We start from the raw sequence: 15,117 nt of genomic DNA on the forward strand, positions 1-15,117 counted from the left end.
GTGCGGCGAAAGGTGGAACACCATGTTCGGATTTGGTAAGAAGAAGAAAGCCGAGGAGGCCGAAAAGGCCGCCATCGACAAGGCTGTCAACGAGGAAATCGAAGAGACCAGCGTCGAGGTCGAGGAGCTGAAGGAGGAGGAGAACTCCGCCGAAGTGATCAAGTACGATCGTGTGAACGGCCCCCACGACATCGAGGAGGTCAGCGAAGAGGATCTCGAGGACTACGTCGACCTGGGCGCCCTGCGCATCAAGATGCACGAGGGCATGAACCTGCGACTCGAGACCGATGACTCGACCGGTGCGGTGATTGCCGCAACCATCACCCGCGACGGTGCAACCCTGCAGGTGCAGGCCTTCGCAGCGCCGCGTACCACCGGCATTTGGGACGACATCCGCCACGACCTGACCGAGTCCGTCGCCTCCCAGGGCGGCACGGTTGAGGTGTACGCCGGCGTGTTCGGTGCCGAGATGCTGACCCGCCTGCCCGCCGTCACCCCGGACGGCAAGCGCGGCGAGCGCATCGCCCGTTTCGTGGGCGTGGACGGCCCCCGCTGGTTCCTGCGCGGCGTCATCTCCGGTGCCGCTGTGCTGGGCGACGAGGCTGCCGCAGCCTCCGTGGAGGAGGTTTTCCGCGATGTGGTGGTGGACCGCGGTGACGACCCGCGCCCGCCCCGCGAGCTGCTGCCCATGACCCTGCCCGCAGACCTGGCTATCGCCGAGGACGAAACTGAGGACGAGGAGCCGAAGGATAATCACCAGGAGCTCCGCCCGATGCCTCGCCGCGGCCCCGAGATCACCGAGATCGGCTAATGCCGAGCTTTTCGCATCATCCGAGCGCGCTCGTGGTTCCCGAGGAGCCCCTGATTGCTCCCGGCTACCCCGAGCGCTTTCGCGTGCGCCTCGCCGGTCGCGTGGAGCAGGTGTGGCTGCCGACGGCCCACAGCAAGCCGATGTACCGCGCCGAGCTGCTGGTCGCCAAGTCGAAGCCGCTGCAGTGGACGAACCCGCGCGCAATCATCGGCATGCCCATTGTGGAGCCTCCGGGCGAGGATTTTGACGAAGAGGCGGAGGCTCCCACGGATGCCGGGAAGCACCTGAACACGGCCTCGCTGGCCACGGTCACCTCGCAGCTGGAAACCGTGGATGTGGCTTTTCCCTCCTACCCGCCGTTCAACTACGGCGACCGGGTGATACTCAAGTGGCAGGGCCAGCAGATGGTGCCGGGCGTCCTCGCCGGTGCGCTCCTGCGCTGTTCGGGCGTGGTGTCGATTCGCGCGAACCAGCCGATTATTTACAATCCGCGCTACGAGATTGTGCCGCAATTCTTTGTGGAGAAGGGATAACATGAGCTCCGAGCCGACCAACCCCGACCGGGAGGCCGAGAAGACCGCGCGCGAAACCGTGCCCGCATCCGCCGCACAGCAGAGCCGGGTGAGCGAGCGGAACGAGTCCTCCAAATCCTCCAAATCGTCCGAGTCGCCGCACCAGTTCGCGCGGGCGGTGAGCGCCTCCATGAGCGCGAACATGCGCCGCACCGCCAATGGTGACGTGGATGTTCTGCACGCCATCGGCGGTTGGCGCGGCCTGGTGGAATCCTCTCTGCCCGCGGTGGCGTTCCTGGTGTTGTTTACCGTGACGAAGGAACTGAACCTTTCGCTGATTGCCGCGCTGGTCGCGGCCGCCGCCTTCACCCTGATTCGCCTGGTGCAGGGGTCCAAGCTGGTGAGCGCCCTGACCGGTCTGGTGGGCGTGGCGATTTGTGCTTTCGCGGCCTACCGCACGGGTAACGCGAGCGACTACTTTGTGGTTGGTTTCTGGACGAACGGCCTGTATTCGCTGGGGTACCTGGTGTCCATGGCGGTGCGTTGGCCGATTACGGGCCTGATTTTCGGCGTGATTCGCGGCGAGGGCCTGACCTGGCGGAAGAACCCGGTGCGGGTGCGCCAGTACATGCTGGCCACCTGGATTATTACGATCCTGATGCTTCTGCGCCTGGCGGTGCAGATGCCCCTGTACTTTGCCAACGCGGTGGAGGCGCTGGGCGCCACCCGCCTGATTATGGGCCTGCCGCTGTACGCTTTGGGCGTGTGGCTGGCCTGGCGCGTTTCGGCCCCCGGCGAGGCGAGCCCGGGTGGGGACGCCGAGGCTCGCGATGCCGAAGAAGCTGAAGCACCTGAGACCGCTAATAGCGCTGACAGCGCTGAGGGCTCTGAAAACCGCTAAAACACACCCCGCACCTTCGTAGAGAAGGCTTCATAGAAGATAAGGCGAAAGCCCCGGTCCGTAAGGGGATCGGGGCTTTCGCATCCTCAAATTTAGGGGATAACCACGCCGCGCAAGTCTACGCGAAGAGAGCGCGAATCTGATCCTCACCGGCAATCGTCGTGATGAAGAACAGCTCGTCGCCGCCCTCGAGCGCGACGTCGGGGCTCGGCGGAATCGGGGCGCCATCGCGCAGAATCGCGGTGAGTACCGTATCGGCCGGCCACTGCACGTGGTCCACACGGTAACCGATGATGGGGTGGTCCTCCGGCACAGTGTACTCGGCCAGGGTCGCGCCACCGGCCTGCAGAGTCAGCAGACGCACGACGTCGCCCACCTCCACGGCCTCCTCGACCAGCGCGGTCATCAGGCGCGGGGTGGACACGGCCACATCCACGCCCCAGGAGTCGTCGAAGAGCCACTCGTTGCGGGGGTTATTCACGCGGGCCACGGTGCGCGGCACGCCGAACTCGCTGCGCACCAGCAGGGAGATCATCAGGTTTGCCTTGTCGTCACCGGTTGCGGCAACGACCACGTCCGCCTTGTTCGGGTGCACCTGGCGCAGCACGGACAGCTCGCAGGCGTCACCAATATGCCAGCGCACGCCGGGCAGGTCGGCGCGCTTCTTAACTTCGGGCTTGGAATCGATGATGGTCACGTCGTGTCCGTTCATCATGAGCTCCTTGGCAATCGACGCACCCACAGAACCGGCACCAACGATGAGTACCTTCATTACTTCTCCTTAGGGTTCGGGCGCTGGCGGCCAAAGAGCTGGCGGGGATCGGGCAGGGAGGGGGTCCCGGATCCAGGGGTGGCCTTACTCGTGGCGGAACGCAACCAGTCCATATTCGCATCGGTGCGGTACTCCACCTCCTCGTCCTCGGTGCGCGGCGGGCGCGAAAGAATACGCGTCACATCGGCGACGTCGTCGGTGCGCATCATCACGTGCACGCTATCACCCTGCTGGTAGGCGCTATCGGGGCGGGGGAGCATACCCTCACCAAAGCGGGTGATGTAGGCGATGCGCACCCCGGCGGCACGCTCAATGTCGACGAACGCGTGGCCGGCCCAGCCGTCATCCAGCGGAATCTCGGTGAGCATGAGGCGGCCCGAAGGCTCACGGAAATCACCCTTCAGCGCCTGCTCGGGCAGCAGACGGCGCAACACCTGATCGGTAGACCAACGCACCGAGGCCACCGTGGGGATGCCCATGCGCTGGAAGAATTCGGCGCGGTTGGGATCGTACACGCGAGCCACCACGTTCTTCACCTTGAACAGCTCGCGAGCCACACGCGCGGCAATGATGTTCGAGTTATCACCCGACGAGACGGCGGCAAAGGCGTAGGCCTCGGTAATTCCGGCGCGCTTGAGGGTCTCCTGATCGAAACCCACACCGGTCACCAGCTGACCCTCGAAACCCTTGCGCAACGGCTGGAAGGCGCGCTCATCCTGATCGATGACGGCAACCGTGTGCCCGGAAGCCTCCAGCGTGCGGGCCAGCATGACGCCCACGCGCCCGGCGCCCATGATGACAAAGTGAGGCATGCTTCTCTCCATGTGTTGATGACGCGCTTTAACGCATACCCTTCCAGTGTAATTGAACCGCTCATTGAATTGAGCTTTGGGGCCCGGGAAGATAGCCTTAATGGGTGAGAAATCGTTGGGACAGGATGCGCATCGCCCTGATCGGTCGACCGGTCAGCACGCGGAACCTTTCGGCAGTGACCCTGCCGAAGCGGTACGCCCTGCCCCTTTTTGGTGCCGACGGCATCTCCTCGGTGGCCTATGCTGCCGACCAGACGATCCTGACCCTGGCCGCGGCGGGTGCTTCGGCGCTCGCGTTCTCCCCGTGGGTTGGCCTGGCGGTCGCCCTGGTGGGGCTGGTGGTCATCGGCACCTACCGCTACAACATCAGCCAGATTGCCGCCGAGGGCGATATTCAGCTGGTGCACAAGAAGCTGGGCGCGCTACCCTCGGTCATGATGGGTGCCTCCTCGCTCATGGACTACATGCTGACGGTGTCGGTGTCCATGTCTTCGGCGGCCACATTCCTCGTGGCCCTGTACCCCGAGATTCAGGATTGGCGCACGACGATTGCGGTGCTACTCATCCTGGCTCTGACGCTCACGGCCCTGCGTGGTCTGCAGCTCATGGGCAAGATTGCTCACTGGCCGCTGTACATCTTCCTGGCGCTCCTGGGCATCACCCTGATTATTGGTTGGGTGCGTGCCTCCGTGGGCGCCCTGCCCGTGTCCGAATCCGCCGGCTACGCCATCGTGCCGGAGCTAGGCAGCAACGCCACCGAAGGCGTGGCGCTCATGCTGCTACTGGCACGCTCCTTCTCGGGAGGCGCGGTTGCCTTCTCCGGCGTGTCGACGATTTCCAATTCGGTCCGCTACTTCCGCCCGCCCAAGAAGTACAACGCGGCCCTGACCATGATGATGATGGGCATCATCACCTCCGTTCTGCTGGTGGGCCTGTTGAGCCTGGCCTACCTCACGCACGTGCACATGGTGCATGACACGACCCAATTCCTCTTCATCGACGGGCGCGCGCCGGGGGAGTACTTCCACCAGAAGCCCGCCCTCTACCAGGTGGCTCTCGCGGTGTACCGCGACACCCCGATTTACGCGCAGCTGCTGGTGTTTGCGACCGTGGGCGTGCTGATTATCGCTTCGATTACCGCGTTCACCGGCTTCCCCATGATCGCCTCCTCCCTGGCGGACTACCAGTACCTGCCCGTCTTCTTCCGCAGCGTGGATTCCCGCGGCCTGTACACCAACGGCGTGCTGACCCTCGCGGGCTTCTCGATGATACTCACCGTGCTCTTCGGCTCGGATGTTTACTCCCTGATTCAGCTGTACATCGTGGGTATGTGTATCTCCATGGCCATGGTGCAGCTGGCCGTGGTGCGTTACCGCATGCGCCTGCTGCGCGTTACCCTGGCCCAGATGCCCCGCCGCGCCCTCCTGCGCGATATTGCGGTGTCCGCCCTGGGCGTGACCGTCACCGCCGCCGTACTCGTTGTGGTGATCGTCACGAAGCTTGGTGCCGGCGCCTGGCTGTCCCTCGGAATGATTGCCCTCATGGTTGGAGGTATGATGCTCACTCACCGTCGTTACGCCACGGTCGACGAAGCCATGGATATGCCGCTGAACGCCGAGTCCGTGGCGGATGTGGCGGCTCTGCCCTCGCGCGTGCACGCCATCGTGTACGTGGAACGCGTGCGCAGGCCCGCGGTGCGTGCCCTCTCGTATGCGCGTGCCTCGCGCCCCTCGACGATTGAGGCGCTCACCGTCAACAACGACCGCGCGGCTCTCGAGGTCGTGAAGAACCGCTGGTACGCCCTCGACATCCCCGTGCCGCTGTCGGTCATCGACTCGCCCTACCGCGATACCGTGCAGGCCGTGGTCTCGTACATTCGCCGCCGCCGCAAGAAGTCGCCGCGCGACATTCTGGTCGTGTACCTGCCCGAATTCGTGGTGGATCACTGGTGGCAGCGTATTCTGCACCGTCGCACGGTGCGCCGCCTGAAGAAGGCGCTGCTGCACGAGCCGGGCGTGATGACCGCGACCGTGCCGTGGGCCATGCACGAGGACGAAGTGTACGACGAAATCTCCGATCAGCGCCTGCAGTCCGAAGAGGTCGTCGAGGAGACGACCGCCCCGGGAGAGAACCCCGCCCTGGCACCGAACGTCACCCGCCCCGCCGGTGGCGGCCGAGAGCTCACCCAGAGCAACCGCCATGCGGTCTACCGCGGCCGGTTGCACGAGGATTCTGCATCCTAAGCTACGCGGGCGAGCGCAACTTCCCGAGAAAACGGCGGCCCCGAAGAGCCGTGCTGAAACATGAGGGGACCGCGCTGAAAAGCTCGCCCTATTGCCTTGCTACAAGCACCTGCTGCAAATGCCCCGGACCGGCACGGTGAGGGCTTCACCGCACTTCACCCCCGGGGAGCGTCGAAACCCGAGACCCCGAATATTTCGGTGTAAAATAGTTCACATTAAGTGATGATTAGGAGACAACGTCGTGACTCAACACACCACTGACCCCGCTGCCGCCTCCACAGAAGCAGGCGGTTACAGCGTAGGCCAAGTCCTCACCGTCACCTGTGAAGCACCCGCCCACGGAGGCTCCTTCGTCGCCCGCACCGCAGAGGGCGTCATCTTCGTTCGCCACGGCGTTGTCGGCGAGCAGGCTCGCGTGCGCATCACCTCCGTCGGCCCCAAGCGCCGCTACTACTTCGCGGACGTCATCGACGTTCCCGTGCCCTCCCTCGCCCGCCGACCCCACCCCTGGATTCAGGCCGATGCGCTCGCCAGCGCCGAGGAGCGCGCCGCCGCAACCGGCGTGCCCGAGTTGCTGGGCGGCATGGAGTACGGTCACCTCGCGCTGGACGAGCAGCGCCGCTACAAGACCGACATTGTGCGCACCCAGATTCACCGTCTGGGTGGCCTGCCGCTGACCTCTCCGCTGCTGACGAACCTGACCGTCGAGGAGCTGCCCCTGCGCGATAACTCCGAGGGGCTGTCGTGGCGAACCCGCGTGCGCTACGCCGTGGCCCGTGTGCGTGAGGAAAACGCCGAGGGTCGACCCATCGTGACCTGGCGCGTCGCCATGCACCCGTACCACGCCTCCTCGCCGGTTCCGGTCGTTGATTTCCCCCTTGCAGCCAGGGAGCTGCGCGACCTGCACCTGGAGCAGCTGAACCTGCGCGGTGTGCGCGAGGTGGAGGCGACCGTCTCCTCCCGCGGCCGGGTGCTGCTGCAGTTCATCGTGGACCCGCGCTTCTCGATTGACGAGATTGCGCGCGCGGTGGAGGAGCAGGCCACCGAGGCCTGGGGACTGCTCGCTAAGCGTAAGGTGTCCCTCTACTTCACGCCGGAGTCGTCCTCGAACGGCAAGCCTAAGCGTCGCCGCCCCGGAGCCTCCCACGCACCCTACCGCCGCGTGGAGGAAAGCGACCGCCTGCTCGGTGCCGGCCTACGTTCGGTGACCGAAGAGGTGACCTTCGGCCCCCGCCGCTTCAGCTACCAGGTTTCAGCCGGCGGATTCTGGCAGATTCACCGTTCGGCTCCTTCGACCATGATTGCGGCGATGCTGACCATGCTGCGCCCGCAGGAGGGCGAGTGCGCCCTCGACCTCTACGCCGGAGCGGGACTGTTCACCGCGGCCCTGGCCGATGCGGTGGGCCCCACCGGAACGGTCATCAGCATCGAGGGTTCTCCCGTGACCCACAAGGACGCCCGCTCCAACTTTGCGCCCGACGGATGCTCCCGCACCGATAACTCGGCGCAGACCCGCATCGAGGTGATTCGCGGTGACGTGGCGCGCCACCTGGTCGACCTGAAGACCGCCCGCGACTTCGAGCAGATTCCGCCGATTGACGCCGTGGTTCTGGACCCCTCGCGTGAGGGTGCCAACCGCACCACCCTGGAGCGCCTGGACGCTCTGGATCCCGGACGCATCCTGTACGTGGCCTGCGACCCGGCAGCCCTGGGGCGCGACACCGGTATTCTGCATGAACTCGGCTGGGATATGGTGCAGCTGCGGGCCTTCGACATGTACCCGAACACGCACCACGTTGAGAGCGTGGCGCTCTTCGAGCGTGCGCCGGCGAAGCCTCGTCCGCGTCGTCGCCGCAAGTAGGCGGCGGGTTGGCCGAGGCTCGTCCTTCGACAGAGGAGGGCGGGGCGCGGGCCGGCGTTCGATTGGCGGCAGACCTGCCCGGGGTGCCGTCGGAAAAGGGGAGAGCTCGTCTCACCTGACGGTGACGCGAATCTGATTTTTAGCCCCTTAAAAGGTAAAATCATTGGAGAACCAACGCACGGAATGAGCCGTGCCCTGAACCCTTGAGGAGTGTGGGTGTATGTCTGCTGAAAATGCGTCGCCGCAGGAGAACAACCCGAAGGTCGCCACCCCCGGAGCACCCACCGTAGATTACAGCCTTGGCGATGGCCACACGGCCCGCCTGCTGCCCGGCATCAAGGACCCCTCCGACCTGCGCAACCTGAGCTACGAGCAGCTGGAGGAGCTCTCCAACGAGATCCGCCAGTTCATCGTGACGAACGTTTCGGCGACCGGCGGCCACCTGGGCCCGAACCTGGGCGTTGTGGAGCTGACCCTTGGCATCCACCGCATTTTCGATTCCCCCAAGGACAACATCCTCTTTGACACCGGCCACCAGTCCTACGTGCACAAGCTCGTGACCGGCCGTCATGCGTTTAAGACTCTGCGCCAGAAGGGCGGCCTCTCGGGCTACCCCGACCGCAACGAGTCCAAGCACGACATTATCGCCTCCTCGCACGCCTCCAGCTCTATCTCCTGGGCCGACGGCATTTCGCGCGCCAACCGTATTAACGGTGAGGACGACCGCTACACCGTCGTGCTCATCGGCGACGGCGCGCTCACCGGCGGCATGGCCTGGGAGGCCGTGAACAACATCGCCGCCGACCGTAGCCGCAAGGTCGTAATCATCGTGAACGATAACGGCCGCTCCTACGCGCCCACCATCGGCGGTTTCGCTAACCAGCTTTCCGAGCTCAAGCACGGCGTGCAGCAGCAGGTGGACCGCGTTCGCCTGGACCACCGCTACGACCGCGCCCTCGACGCGGTGCGCGTGGGTCTGCAGCGGGGTGGTGCCCTGGGCCAGATGATTTACCGCGGCCTGCACGGCATGAAGGCCGGCATCAAGGACGTGGTGGTGCCCAAGGGTATCTTCGAGGAACTCGGCATGAAGTACGTGGGCCCCATCGACGGCCACGATCAGCAGGCTGTGGAGAACGCCCTGACCGCCGCGAAGAACTACGGGGGCCCGGTCATCGTGCACGCCATCACCGAGAAGGGCCACAGTTATGCGCCCGCCCGCGCGAACAAGGACGACCAGTTCCACGCGGTCGGCCCGATTGACCCGCTGACCGGTAATGCCGTCTCCAAGAGCACCGCCGAGTCCTGGACCAGCGTCTTTGGCCGTGAGATTGCAGATATTGCGGATGAGCAGGAGAACGTCGTCGGCATCACCGGCGCTATGCTCATTCCCGTGGGTCTGCGCGAGTTCCAGAAGCGCCACCCCGACCGCGTGATTGACGTGGGCATCGCCGAGCAGCACGCCATCGCCATGAGCGCGGGCCTCGCCTACGGCGGCATGCATCCGGTCGTCGCGCTCTACGCAACCTTCCTGAACCGCGGTTTCGACCAGCTGCTCATGGATGTGGCACTGCACAAGGCCGGCGTGACCGTGGTCCTGGACCGCTCCGGCATCACCGGCCCCGACGGCGCAAGCCACCACGGCATGTGGGATTTGGCGATGCTGCAGTTCATCCCCGGGCTGCACCTGGCCGCCCCGCGTGACGCCGCAACCCTGCGCGAGGAGCTGCGCGAAGCCGTAGCTATCAACGATGCACCCACCGTGATTCGCTACCCCAAGGGCTCCGTGGGCGAGGACATCCCCGCCATTGAGCGCCGCGCCGACGGTGTAGACGTTCTGGCCCGCACCGGCGAACCGCATCCCGAGACCGGCCAACGCGACGTGCTCTTCGTGGCCGTGGGCGCCATGGCCCGCGTGGCCCTGGAGGTTTCCGAGATTCTGGCCGCAGAGGACATTGAGTCCACCGTGATTGACCCGCGCTGGATCATTCCCGTTCCCTCCTCCGTCGTGGAGCTGGCCCGTGACCACCGCATCGTGGTGACCATCGAGGACGGCGTGCGTTCCGGCGGCGTGGGTGCGCGCATCCGACAGGAGATGCGCGAGGCCGGCGTCGATACGGCCCTGAGCGAGCTGGGTCTGCCCGCCGAGTTCATCCCGCACGCATCGCGCGAGCAGATTCTGGAAGAGGTCGGACTGACCCCCGAGCGAATCGCCGCGGATGTGCGTGCCCAGCTGGCCGGCGACAAGGTGCCCTTCGCCCGTGAGGAGGGCCAGAAGCCCCGCCACACCGCGTAGCCGTAACGCGTAAAAGCTAGATACGCGAAAAACCCAGCTACCCCGACCGGGTAGCTGGGTTTTCTGCGTTTTCAACGGTGCACTTCAAGAGCGTAATTCAACAGTGCACTTCAACGGCACACGAAACTAAAACGAAGCAGAGGCTGGCCCTAGCTGTTGTTTCCCACAAAGATACGGCCGTCTTTCACCTGCACCGAGTAGGTCTTCAGCGGGGTCTCCGCCGGGCCGTGCAGCACCGAACCGTCGGCGGTCGCGAACTCCGAACCATGGCAGGGGCACACGATGCGGTTCGAATCCTGCACCTGCAACTGGCACCCCTGGTGAGTGCACACGGGGCTGTACGCCTTGTACTGACCCTCGGACGGCTGGGCCACAATCACGGTCGTGGTGCCGCGGGTCAGCTTAGCGGCCTTACCCACGCCCACCGAAGACGCGGCTGCCATATCCACGGTTCCGTCGGGCGCGGTCACCGTCGTGCTGCCGCCCTCGGCGCAGGAAGCCAGCGCCGCGGTGGAGGCCAGGGCCCCGGTCACCAGGGTCGCACGGCGCGAAAACAGACGGGACGAGGCCCTCTCGGCATCCGACGCAAGGTCGGTTTCGGCAGTCGCCGCGGGCTTGACCGAAGCGGACTGCTCCTGAACGCTCGCCTGCCGGCAGCAGGAACAATTCTGAGAAGTAGACATAAATCCTCTTTCGTTGAGCGAAAGCTAACCCAAATGCTTCGCGAATACCGGCGCGATCGCGGGGGCGACCAGACCGGTCTGCCAAGGGCGTGCGCCGTAGGCGGCCAGCGCATCCCGCAGGGACTGCTCGTCGTGACGGGCCGGAGGCTCCCAGCACAGTCGACGCACGTAATCGGTCGTAATCAGGTTCTGCGCCGGAATCGTCAGGCGCTCGGAGAGGTCGTCAATCACCTGGCGAACCTCGGTAAACAGCGCAAGATTCTCGGGGCGCTTCGACTCCCACGCCTTCAACGGGGGAGGGGCGGTCGAGGGCAGGGTGTACGGCACCGCGTTCTCGCCGCGGGCTGCGGATGCGATTGCGCGCACCCAGCGGGGACCCTCACGGCGCAGGCCGCGCGTCTGAAAACCGGGGATGGCCATCACGGCCGGCACGTTGCGGGGCATGGTGCGGGCCGCCTCAATCAACGCGGAATCGGGTAGTAGCCGCTTCGAATCGATGTCCTTCTTGCGGGCCAGCGAATCGCGTTCAACCCACAGGTTACGCAGCGCCGTCAGCTGTTTGACCGACCGCAGGGCAGTGCGGCCCTTCGTCTTGCGCCAACGCTCCGGCTGGTCCGTGGGGTCCTTCACCGGTGATGCGCACAGGTACGCAAACTCCTCTTGAGCATACTGCAGCTTGCCCTGCTTGCGGAGTAGCTCCTCCAAGGCGTCGCGCAGGTCGATGAGCACGTCAACATCCAGCAGCGCGTAGTTCAGCCACGACTCCGGCAGGGGACGGTGCGACCAGTCCTCCTTCGAGTGTTTTTTCTCCAGCCTGTAGCCCAGAAGCTCCTCAACCGTCGCGCCCAGATTCACGCGTTTCAGGCCCGCCAGGCGAGCACCCAGCTCGGTATCGAATAGACGCTTGGGGCGCATGCCCAGCATGTCGAGGCTCGGGAAGTCCTGGATTGCCGCGTGAATCACCCATTCGGCGTCGGCCAGCGCATCATTAATGATGCGCAGGTCAGAGAAGGCTTCCGGATCGATCAGGTACAGCTTGTCCTCGCGCTTAAGCTGCACTAGGAACGCGCGCGAACCGTAACGGATACCCTGCGCACGCTCGGTATCAACGGCCACCGGGCCGGAGGCCGCCGCCAGCGACTCGGCCGCACGGCGCAAACCGCTCTCGGTGTTAATCAGCGTGGGAATCGGCGTCGAAGGGGTGTTCAGCGGAACAACCTCGGGAACCTCAATATCCTGAAGGGTCAGCGAACCGTTCGCTTTAGCTGCGCTACTCATGGAACCATCCTCTTCTGACGCTCAGGTGTTGTACATGTAAATCGCCCCGGGCACGCCACACCGGCCCCCAAAGGCACTAGGCCATTCTACCCGTCCCGGCTGAGAGGCTCGAATTAGGGGAATTTGGGTGGCCCCGGGGCCGCTTCTGGATGCTATTCCTCTTCGGCCTTTTCGTTCTCGGCCGGAGTGAGGGTCAGGCACACAGAGTTGATGCAGTAGCGCAGGTCTGTGGGGGTGGGGTAGCCCTCACCCTCGAATACGTGGCCCAGGTGCGAGTCGCAGGCGGCGCATCGCACCTCGACGCGGCGCATGCCGAACGTCGTGTCTTCCAGGTAGCGCACGCGGTCCTCGGCCAGGGGCGCGAAGAACGACGGCCAGCCGCAGTGCGAGTCGAACTTCTGGTCTGAGCGGAACAGCTCCGTGCCGCAGGCTCGGCAGGAGTAGATGCCTTCGGCGTGCGTGTTCCAGTACTCGCCCGTGAAGGGACGCTCCGTGCCGCCCTCGCGCAGCACCGCGTATTCTTCGGGGCGGAGGACTTCACGCCAATTCTTTGCGATGGTGCCGACACCCGGCAACGAGTTACCCATGGGATTCTCCTTTAAATCGTTGATCTGTACACATGCATAACGCGGCGGTGGAGGAGTATATTTCCTCAACCGCCGCGGTGCGCAGCCTGTGCCGATAATATTCTGTCGCGGGGCAGCACGAGGCTGTTAGGCGCGGATATCTGCGTACTTTCCGTTGGTGAGCTTCAGCAGGTCGTCGGGGGCGAGCTCGACGTCCAGTCCACGCTTGCCTCCGGACACCATGATGGTGTCGAAGAGCTGGGCGCTTTCGTCCAGGAGGGTGGGGGAGGGGGTCTTCTGGCCCAGCGGGGAGATGCCACCGACCACGTAGCCGGTGCGGCGTTCGGCGACCTTCGGGTCGCACATGGAAGCGTTCTTCCAACCCAGGGCTGCGGCGGCGGCCTTCACGTTGAGCTTGCCGGAGACGGGGACGATTGCGACGGCGAATTCCTTTTCGTGCACGATGAGCAGGGTCTTGAAGACCTGTTCCTCGGATGCGCCGAGGTTCTTCGCGGCCTCTTCGCCGAAGGAGGTTACGCCCTCGGTGTGCTCGTATTCGCGCATCTGGAAGGGGGTGTTCGTCTCGGTGAGGAGGGCAACGGCGGCCGTTGCTGCTCCGCTCTTCTTGCCTTTATTTTTCTTAGCCATAGATACCATTTTACGGAAGTCACCATGCGCCGTTACGCGCCGAGAAGCCACATGTGTTTCGAAAAGCCACGAAAGAAGTGGCTTCTCGGCAAACATGTGGCTTCTCAATGGTTATGGGGTTATTTCAGTAGCCCTTTTTCCTTCAGCTGCTCTTGAGAAAGCAACGACAGTCCAAAATCCATCTGATTTGTCTACGTTCTGAGGTAGCCTTTAGGCTCCCTTTTTTCTTAGTAAATACCGATGAGTAATTGCATGCCAAGACTAGTCAGGATGATAGCAATCCAGCAAAGGGCTCCAAGAAGAATGGATTTTCCACTGGATTTGATCATAGCAATGAGGTTGGTTTTGAGACCAATAGCACTCATAGCCATGATGATGAGGAATATAGAGAGTTGTTTGAGAGGTGAAAAGAAGCTATTGCTGACACCGAAAGATGTGAGAAGAGTAGTTATCAGAGAAGCTAGGATAAAGTAGAGAATGAAAACGGGGAAGATTTTTTTAAGCTTCACTCCTTGGTTGTTGCCTTGTTGACGGCTTTGCCAATAATAGGAGAGGAAGAGAACGATAGGGATAATAGCTAGAGTACGTGTCAGCTTGACAATAGTTGCAGGCTCAAGAGTGTTTGCATTGTAAAGACTATCCCAGGCACTAGCAGTAGCTGTCACAGAGGAAGTATCGTTGACCGCAGTACCCGCAAAGAGAGCAAAACCTTCGTTGGAAAGATGGAGCCAAGAACCTAGAGTTGGAAAGATAAGAGCTGCCAAGACATTGAAGAAAAAGATAACAGAAATGGCTTGGGCTACTTCTTTTTCCTTGGCGCGAATAACAGGAGCAGTCGCTGCAATGGCAGAACCGCCACAGATAGAAGATCCAACTCCAATCAAGGTAGCTAGCTTTGTATCAAGCTTAAAAAAGCGTTGGAAAAAGAAAGCTATAATCAAAGCAATTGAAATAGTTGAAAGGATAACAGGAAGGGAAGATTTTCCAACTGCGAAAACTTGTGAGATATTGAGTCCAAACCCAAGCAAAATAACAGCATACTGAAGCAGTTTTTTAGAGCTATAAGTCAAACCGGCATCCAGTTGTGCATAGGAAGCGAGAAAGGGATGGAGAATCATTCCGATAAAAATGGCGAAAACAGGTGCTCCCACAACAGGCAGAAATCCTCCTAAAACCCAAGAGATGATAGAAATGATCAGACAGACTGACAATCCTGCCCAATTTTTTGATAGAAATGACATAAAAACCTCCGAAAATAAACACTCCTTATTATAATCTTATTTGTTAGAAAAATAAAATAGAAAGTAGGAATGCAGACCCAGCCCGGGGAACGCGCCACCTCAGCCTCCGCGCTGATAAAGGCCTTCGATATCCTTGAGGAACTTAATATCCTTCTCGTAGGTATCCAGCATATAGGGCCATACATACTGCATGTCACCGGTCTGAATACCGTAGTTACGGGCTCTGACCCAATCGGTCATCATCTCACGAAGACCAGCAAAGGTTTCAAGGGTACTGTTGCGGCTTAGCCTTCGGAAGAGGGACGTTTTGAGCTATACCATATGCATCAGCTTTGCGGTACTCGCCGTCGGGTGCCTTTGATCCGCCGGAATAGCCGCGGGGTAATGACCGGGCTCGGAGTAGCGGAAGCAGAAGTAGCGTTAGATGCTGCCGCAGACGCCGAGGCGGTTTCGCTCGGCGCTGCGGAGGTGGTGGCTGCCGCCTCGTTATTTGCCT

14 protein-coding genes are annotated in these 15,117 nt (G+C 62.6%); 7 read left to right on the forward strand and 7 right to left on the reverse strand.

Annotated features, from left to right (window positions below; genetic code table 11):
• Positions 1-22: 22 nt before the first annotated feature.
• Genes HMPREF2944_RS06190 through HMPREF2944_RS06200 form a run of 3 tightly spaced genes read left to right on the forward strand, consistent with a single transcriptional unit; the run spans position 23 to position 2,224 of the window.
• Positions 23-811, forward strand: coding sequence for a DUF3710 domain-containing protein (locus tag HMPREF2944_RS06190; RefSeq protein WP_070681560.1), 789 nt, complete (start codon positions 23-25; stop codon positions 809-811).
• Positions 811-1,344 carry an asparaginase gene (locus HMPREF2944_RS06195; protein WP_070681563.1) on the forward strand — a complete coding sequence of 178 codons (534 nt, stop codon included), beginning with the start codon at positions 811-813 and terminating at the stop codon, positions 1,342-1,344. The genes HMPREF2944_RS06190 and HMPREF2944_RS06195 overlap by 1 nt, the downstream gene beginning before the upstream one ends.
• A 1-nt stretch (position 1,345) precedes the next feature.
• On the forward strand, positions 1,346-2,224 hold the full coding sequence (locus HMPREF2944_RS06200; RefSeq protein ID WP_083313087.1) for a DUF3159 domain-containing protein: 879 nt from the start codon (positions 1,346-1,348) through the stop codon (positions 2,222-2,224).
• Between the two features lie 118 nt (positions 2,225-2,342).
• On the opposite strand, the gene HMPREF2944_RS06205 is transcribed toward HMPREF2944_RS06200, so the two are convergent.
• Together HMPREF2944_RS06205 and HMPREF2944_RS06210 are read right to left on the reverse strand one after the other, a co-directional pair.
• Positions 2,343-2,996, reverse strand: coding sequence for a potassium channel family protein (locus tag HMPREF2944_RS06205; RefSeq protein WP_049359771.1), 654 nt, complete (start codon positions 2,994-2,996; stop codon positions 2,343-2,345).
• A complete protein-coding gene (locus tag HMPREF2944_RS06210; protein WP_070681566.1) occupies positions 2,996-3,808 on the reverse strand; it encodes a potassium channel family protein in 813 nt (270 codons plus the stop codon). The genes HMPREF2944_RS06205 and HMPREF2944_RS06210 overlap by 1 nt, the downstream gene beginning before the upstream one ends.
• Positions 3,809-3,984: 176 nt before the next feature.
• On the opposite strand from HMPREF2944_RS06210, the gene HMPREF2944_RS06215 reads away from it, so the two are divergent.
• The 3 genes from HMPREF2944_RS06215 to dxs all read left to right on the forward strand — a co-directional run bounded on the left by HMPREF2944_RS06215 (position 3,985) and on the right by dxs (position 10,205).
• Positions 3,985-6,051, forward strand: a complete 2,067-nt coding sequence (locus tag HMPREF2944_RS06215; RefSeq protein ID WP_246826275.1) for an APC family permease — start codon at positions 3,985-3,987, stop codon at positions 6,049-6,051.
• Positions 6,052-6,292: 241 nt separating this feature from the next.
• Positions 6,293-7,912 carry a class I SAM-dependent RNA methyltransferase gene (locus tag HMPREF2944_RS06220; RefSeq protein WP_070681571.1) on the forward strand — a complete coding sequence of 540 codons (1,620 nt, stop codon included), beginning with the start codon at positions 6,293-6,295 and terminating at the stop codon, positions 7,910-7,912.
• A 220-nt stretch (positions 7,913-8,132) separates the two neighbouring features.
• The gene (gene dxs, locus HMPREF2944_RS06225; protein ID WP_083313088.1) at positions 8,133-10,205 is read left to right on the forward strand and encodes a 1-deoxy-D-xylulose-5-phosphate synthase; all 2,073 of its coding nucleotides are present in this window, start codon (positions 8,133-8,135) and stop codon (positions 10,203-10,205) included.
• A 149-nt stretch (positions 10,206-10,354) separates the two neighbouring features.
• On the opposite strand, the gene HMPREF2944_RS06230 is transcribed toward dxs, so the two are convergent.
• The 5 genes from HMPREF2944_RS06230 to HMPREF2944_RS06250 form a co-directional block, all read right to left on the reverse strand.
• On the reverse strand, positions 10,355-10,888 hold the full coding sequence (locus HMPREF2944_RS06230) for a Rieske (2Fe-2S) protein (RefSeq protein WP_083309836.1): 534 nt from the start codon (positions 10,886-10,888) through the stop codon (positions 10,355-10,357).
• A 24-nt stretch (positions 10,889-10,912) separates the two neighbouring features.
• Entirely contained in the window at positions 10,913-12,166 is a 1,254-nt protein-coding gene (locus tag HMPREF2944_RS06235) for an HRDC domain-containing protein (RefSeq protein ID WP_070681574.1), read from the reverse strand.
• A gap of 152 nt (positions 12,167-12,318) precedes the next feature.
• A complete protein-coding gene (gene msrB / locus HMPREF2944_RS06240) occupies positions 12,319-12,753 on the reverse strand; it encodes a peptide-methionine (R)-S-oxide reductase MsrB (protein ID WP_049333573.1) in 435 nt (144 codons plus the stop codon).
• Positions 12,754-12,879: 126 nt separating this feature from the next.
• Positions 12,880-13,380, reverse strand: a complete 501-nt coding sequence (gene ybaK, locus HMPREF2944_RS06245; protein WP_049343098.1) for a Cys-tRNA(Pro) deacylase — start codon at positions 13,378-13,380, stop codon at positions 12,880-12,882.
• 227 nt (positions 13,381-13,607) lie between these two features.
• Positions 13,608-14,621, reverse strand: a complete 1,014-nt coding sequence (locus HMPREF2944_RS06250) for a YeiH family protein (protein WP_049343097.1) — start codon at positions 14,619-14,621, stop codon at positions 13,608-13,610.
• 69 nt (positions 14,622-14,690) lie between these two features.
• Here HMPREF2944_RS06250 and HMPREF2944_RS09290 point away from each other — a divergent pair, with 69 nt between their 5' ends.
• A complete protein-coding gene (locus tag HMPREF2944_RS09290; RefSeq protein WP_210398459.1) occupies positions 14,691-14,909 on the forward strand; it encodes a hypothetical protein in 219 nt (72 codons plus the stop codon).
• Positions 14,910-15,117: the final 208 nt, after the last annotated feature.

The sequence above is a fragment of the Rothia sp. HMSC072E10 genome (assembly GCF_001813965.1).
In the GTDB taxonomy this organism is placed as follows: domain Bacteria; phylum Actinomycetota; class Actinomycetes; order Actinomycetales; family Micrococcaceae; genus Rothia; species Rothia mucilaginosa_A.

Excerpts from the sequence above, each read along its gene's own strand:
- ybaK (WP_049343098.1), bottom strand. The coding sequence starts at position 13,380 with ATGGCTAAGAAAAATAAAGGCAAGAAGAGCGGAGCAGCAACGGCCGCC.
- HMPREF2944_RS06230 (WP_083309836.1), bottom strand. The coding sequence starts at position 10,888 with ATGTCTACTTCTCAGAATTGTTCCTGCTGCCGGCAGGCGAGCGTTCAG.
- HMPREF2944_RS06250 (WP_049343097.1), bottom strand. The coding sequence starts at position 14,621 with ATGTCATTTCTATCAAAAAATTGGGCAGGATTGTCAGTCTGTCTGATC.
- HMPREF2944_RS06235 (WP_070681574.1), bottom strand. The coding sequence starts at position 12,166 with ATGAGTAGCGCAGCTAAAGCGAACGGTTCGCTGACCCTTCAGGATATT.
- HMPREF2944_RS06190 (WP_070681560.1), top strand. The coding sequence starts at position 23 with ATGTTCGGATTTGGTAAGAAGAAGAAAGCCGAGGAGGCCGAAAAGGCC.
- HMPREF2944_RS06210 (WP_070681566.1), bottom strand. The coding sequence starts at position 3,808 with ATGCCTCACTTTGTCATCATGGGCGCCGGGCGCGTGGGCGTCATGCTG.
- HMPREF2944_RS06200 (WP_083313087.1), top strand. The coding sequence starts at position 1,346 with ATGAGCTCCGAGCCGACCAACCCCGACCGGGAGGCCGAGAAGACCGCG.
- HMPREF2944_RS06205 (WP_049359771.1), bottom strand. The coding sequence starts at position 2,996 with ATGAAGGTACTCATCGTTGGTGCCGGTTCTGTGGGTGCGTCGATTGCC.
- HMPREF2944_RS09290 (WP_210398459.1), top strand. The coding sequence starts at position 14,691 with ATGCAGACCCAGCCCGGGGAACGCGCCACCTCAGCCTCCGCGCTGATA.
- HMPREF2944_RS06195 (WP_070681563.1), top strand. The coding sequence starts at position 811 with ATGCCGAGCTTTTCGCATCATCCGAGCGCGCTCGTGGTTCCCGAGGAG.
- msrB (WP_049333573.1), bottom strand. The coding sequence starts at position 12,753 with ATGGGTAACTCGTTGCCGGGTGTCGGCACCATCGCAAAGAATTGGCGT.
- dxs (WP_083313088.1), top strand. The coding sequence starts at position 8,133 with ATGTCTGCTGAAAATGCGTCGCCGCAGGAGAACAACCCGAAGGTCGCC.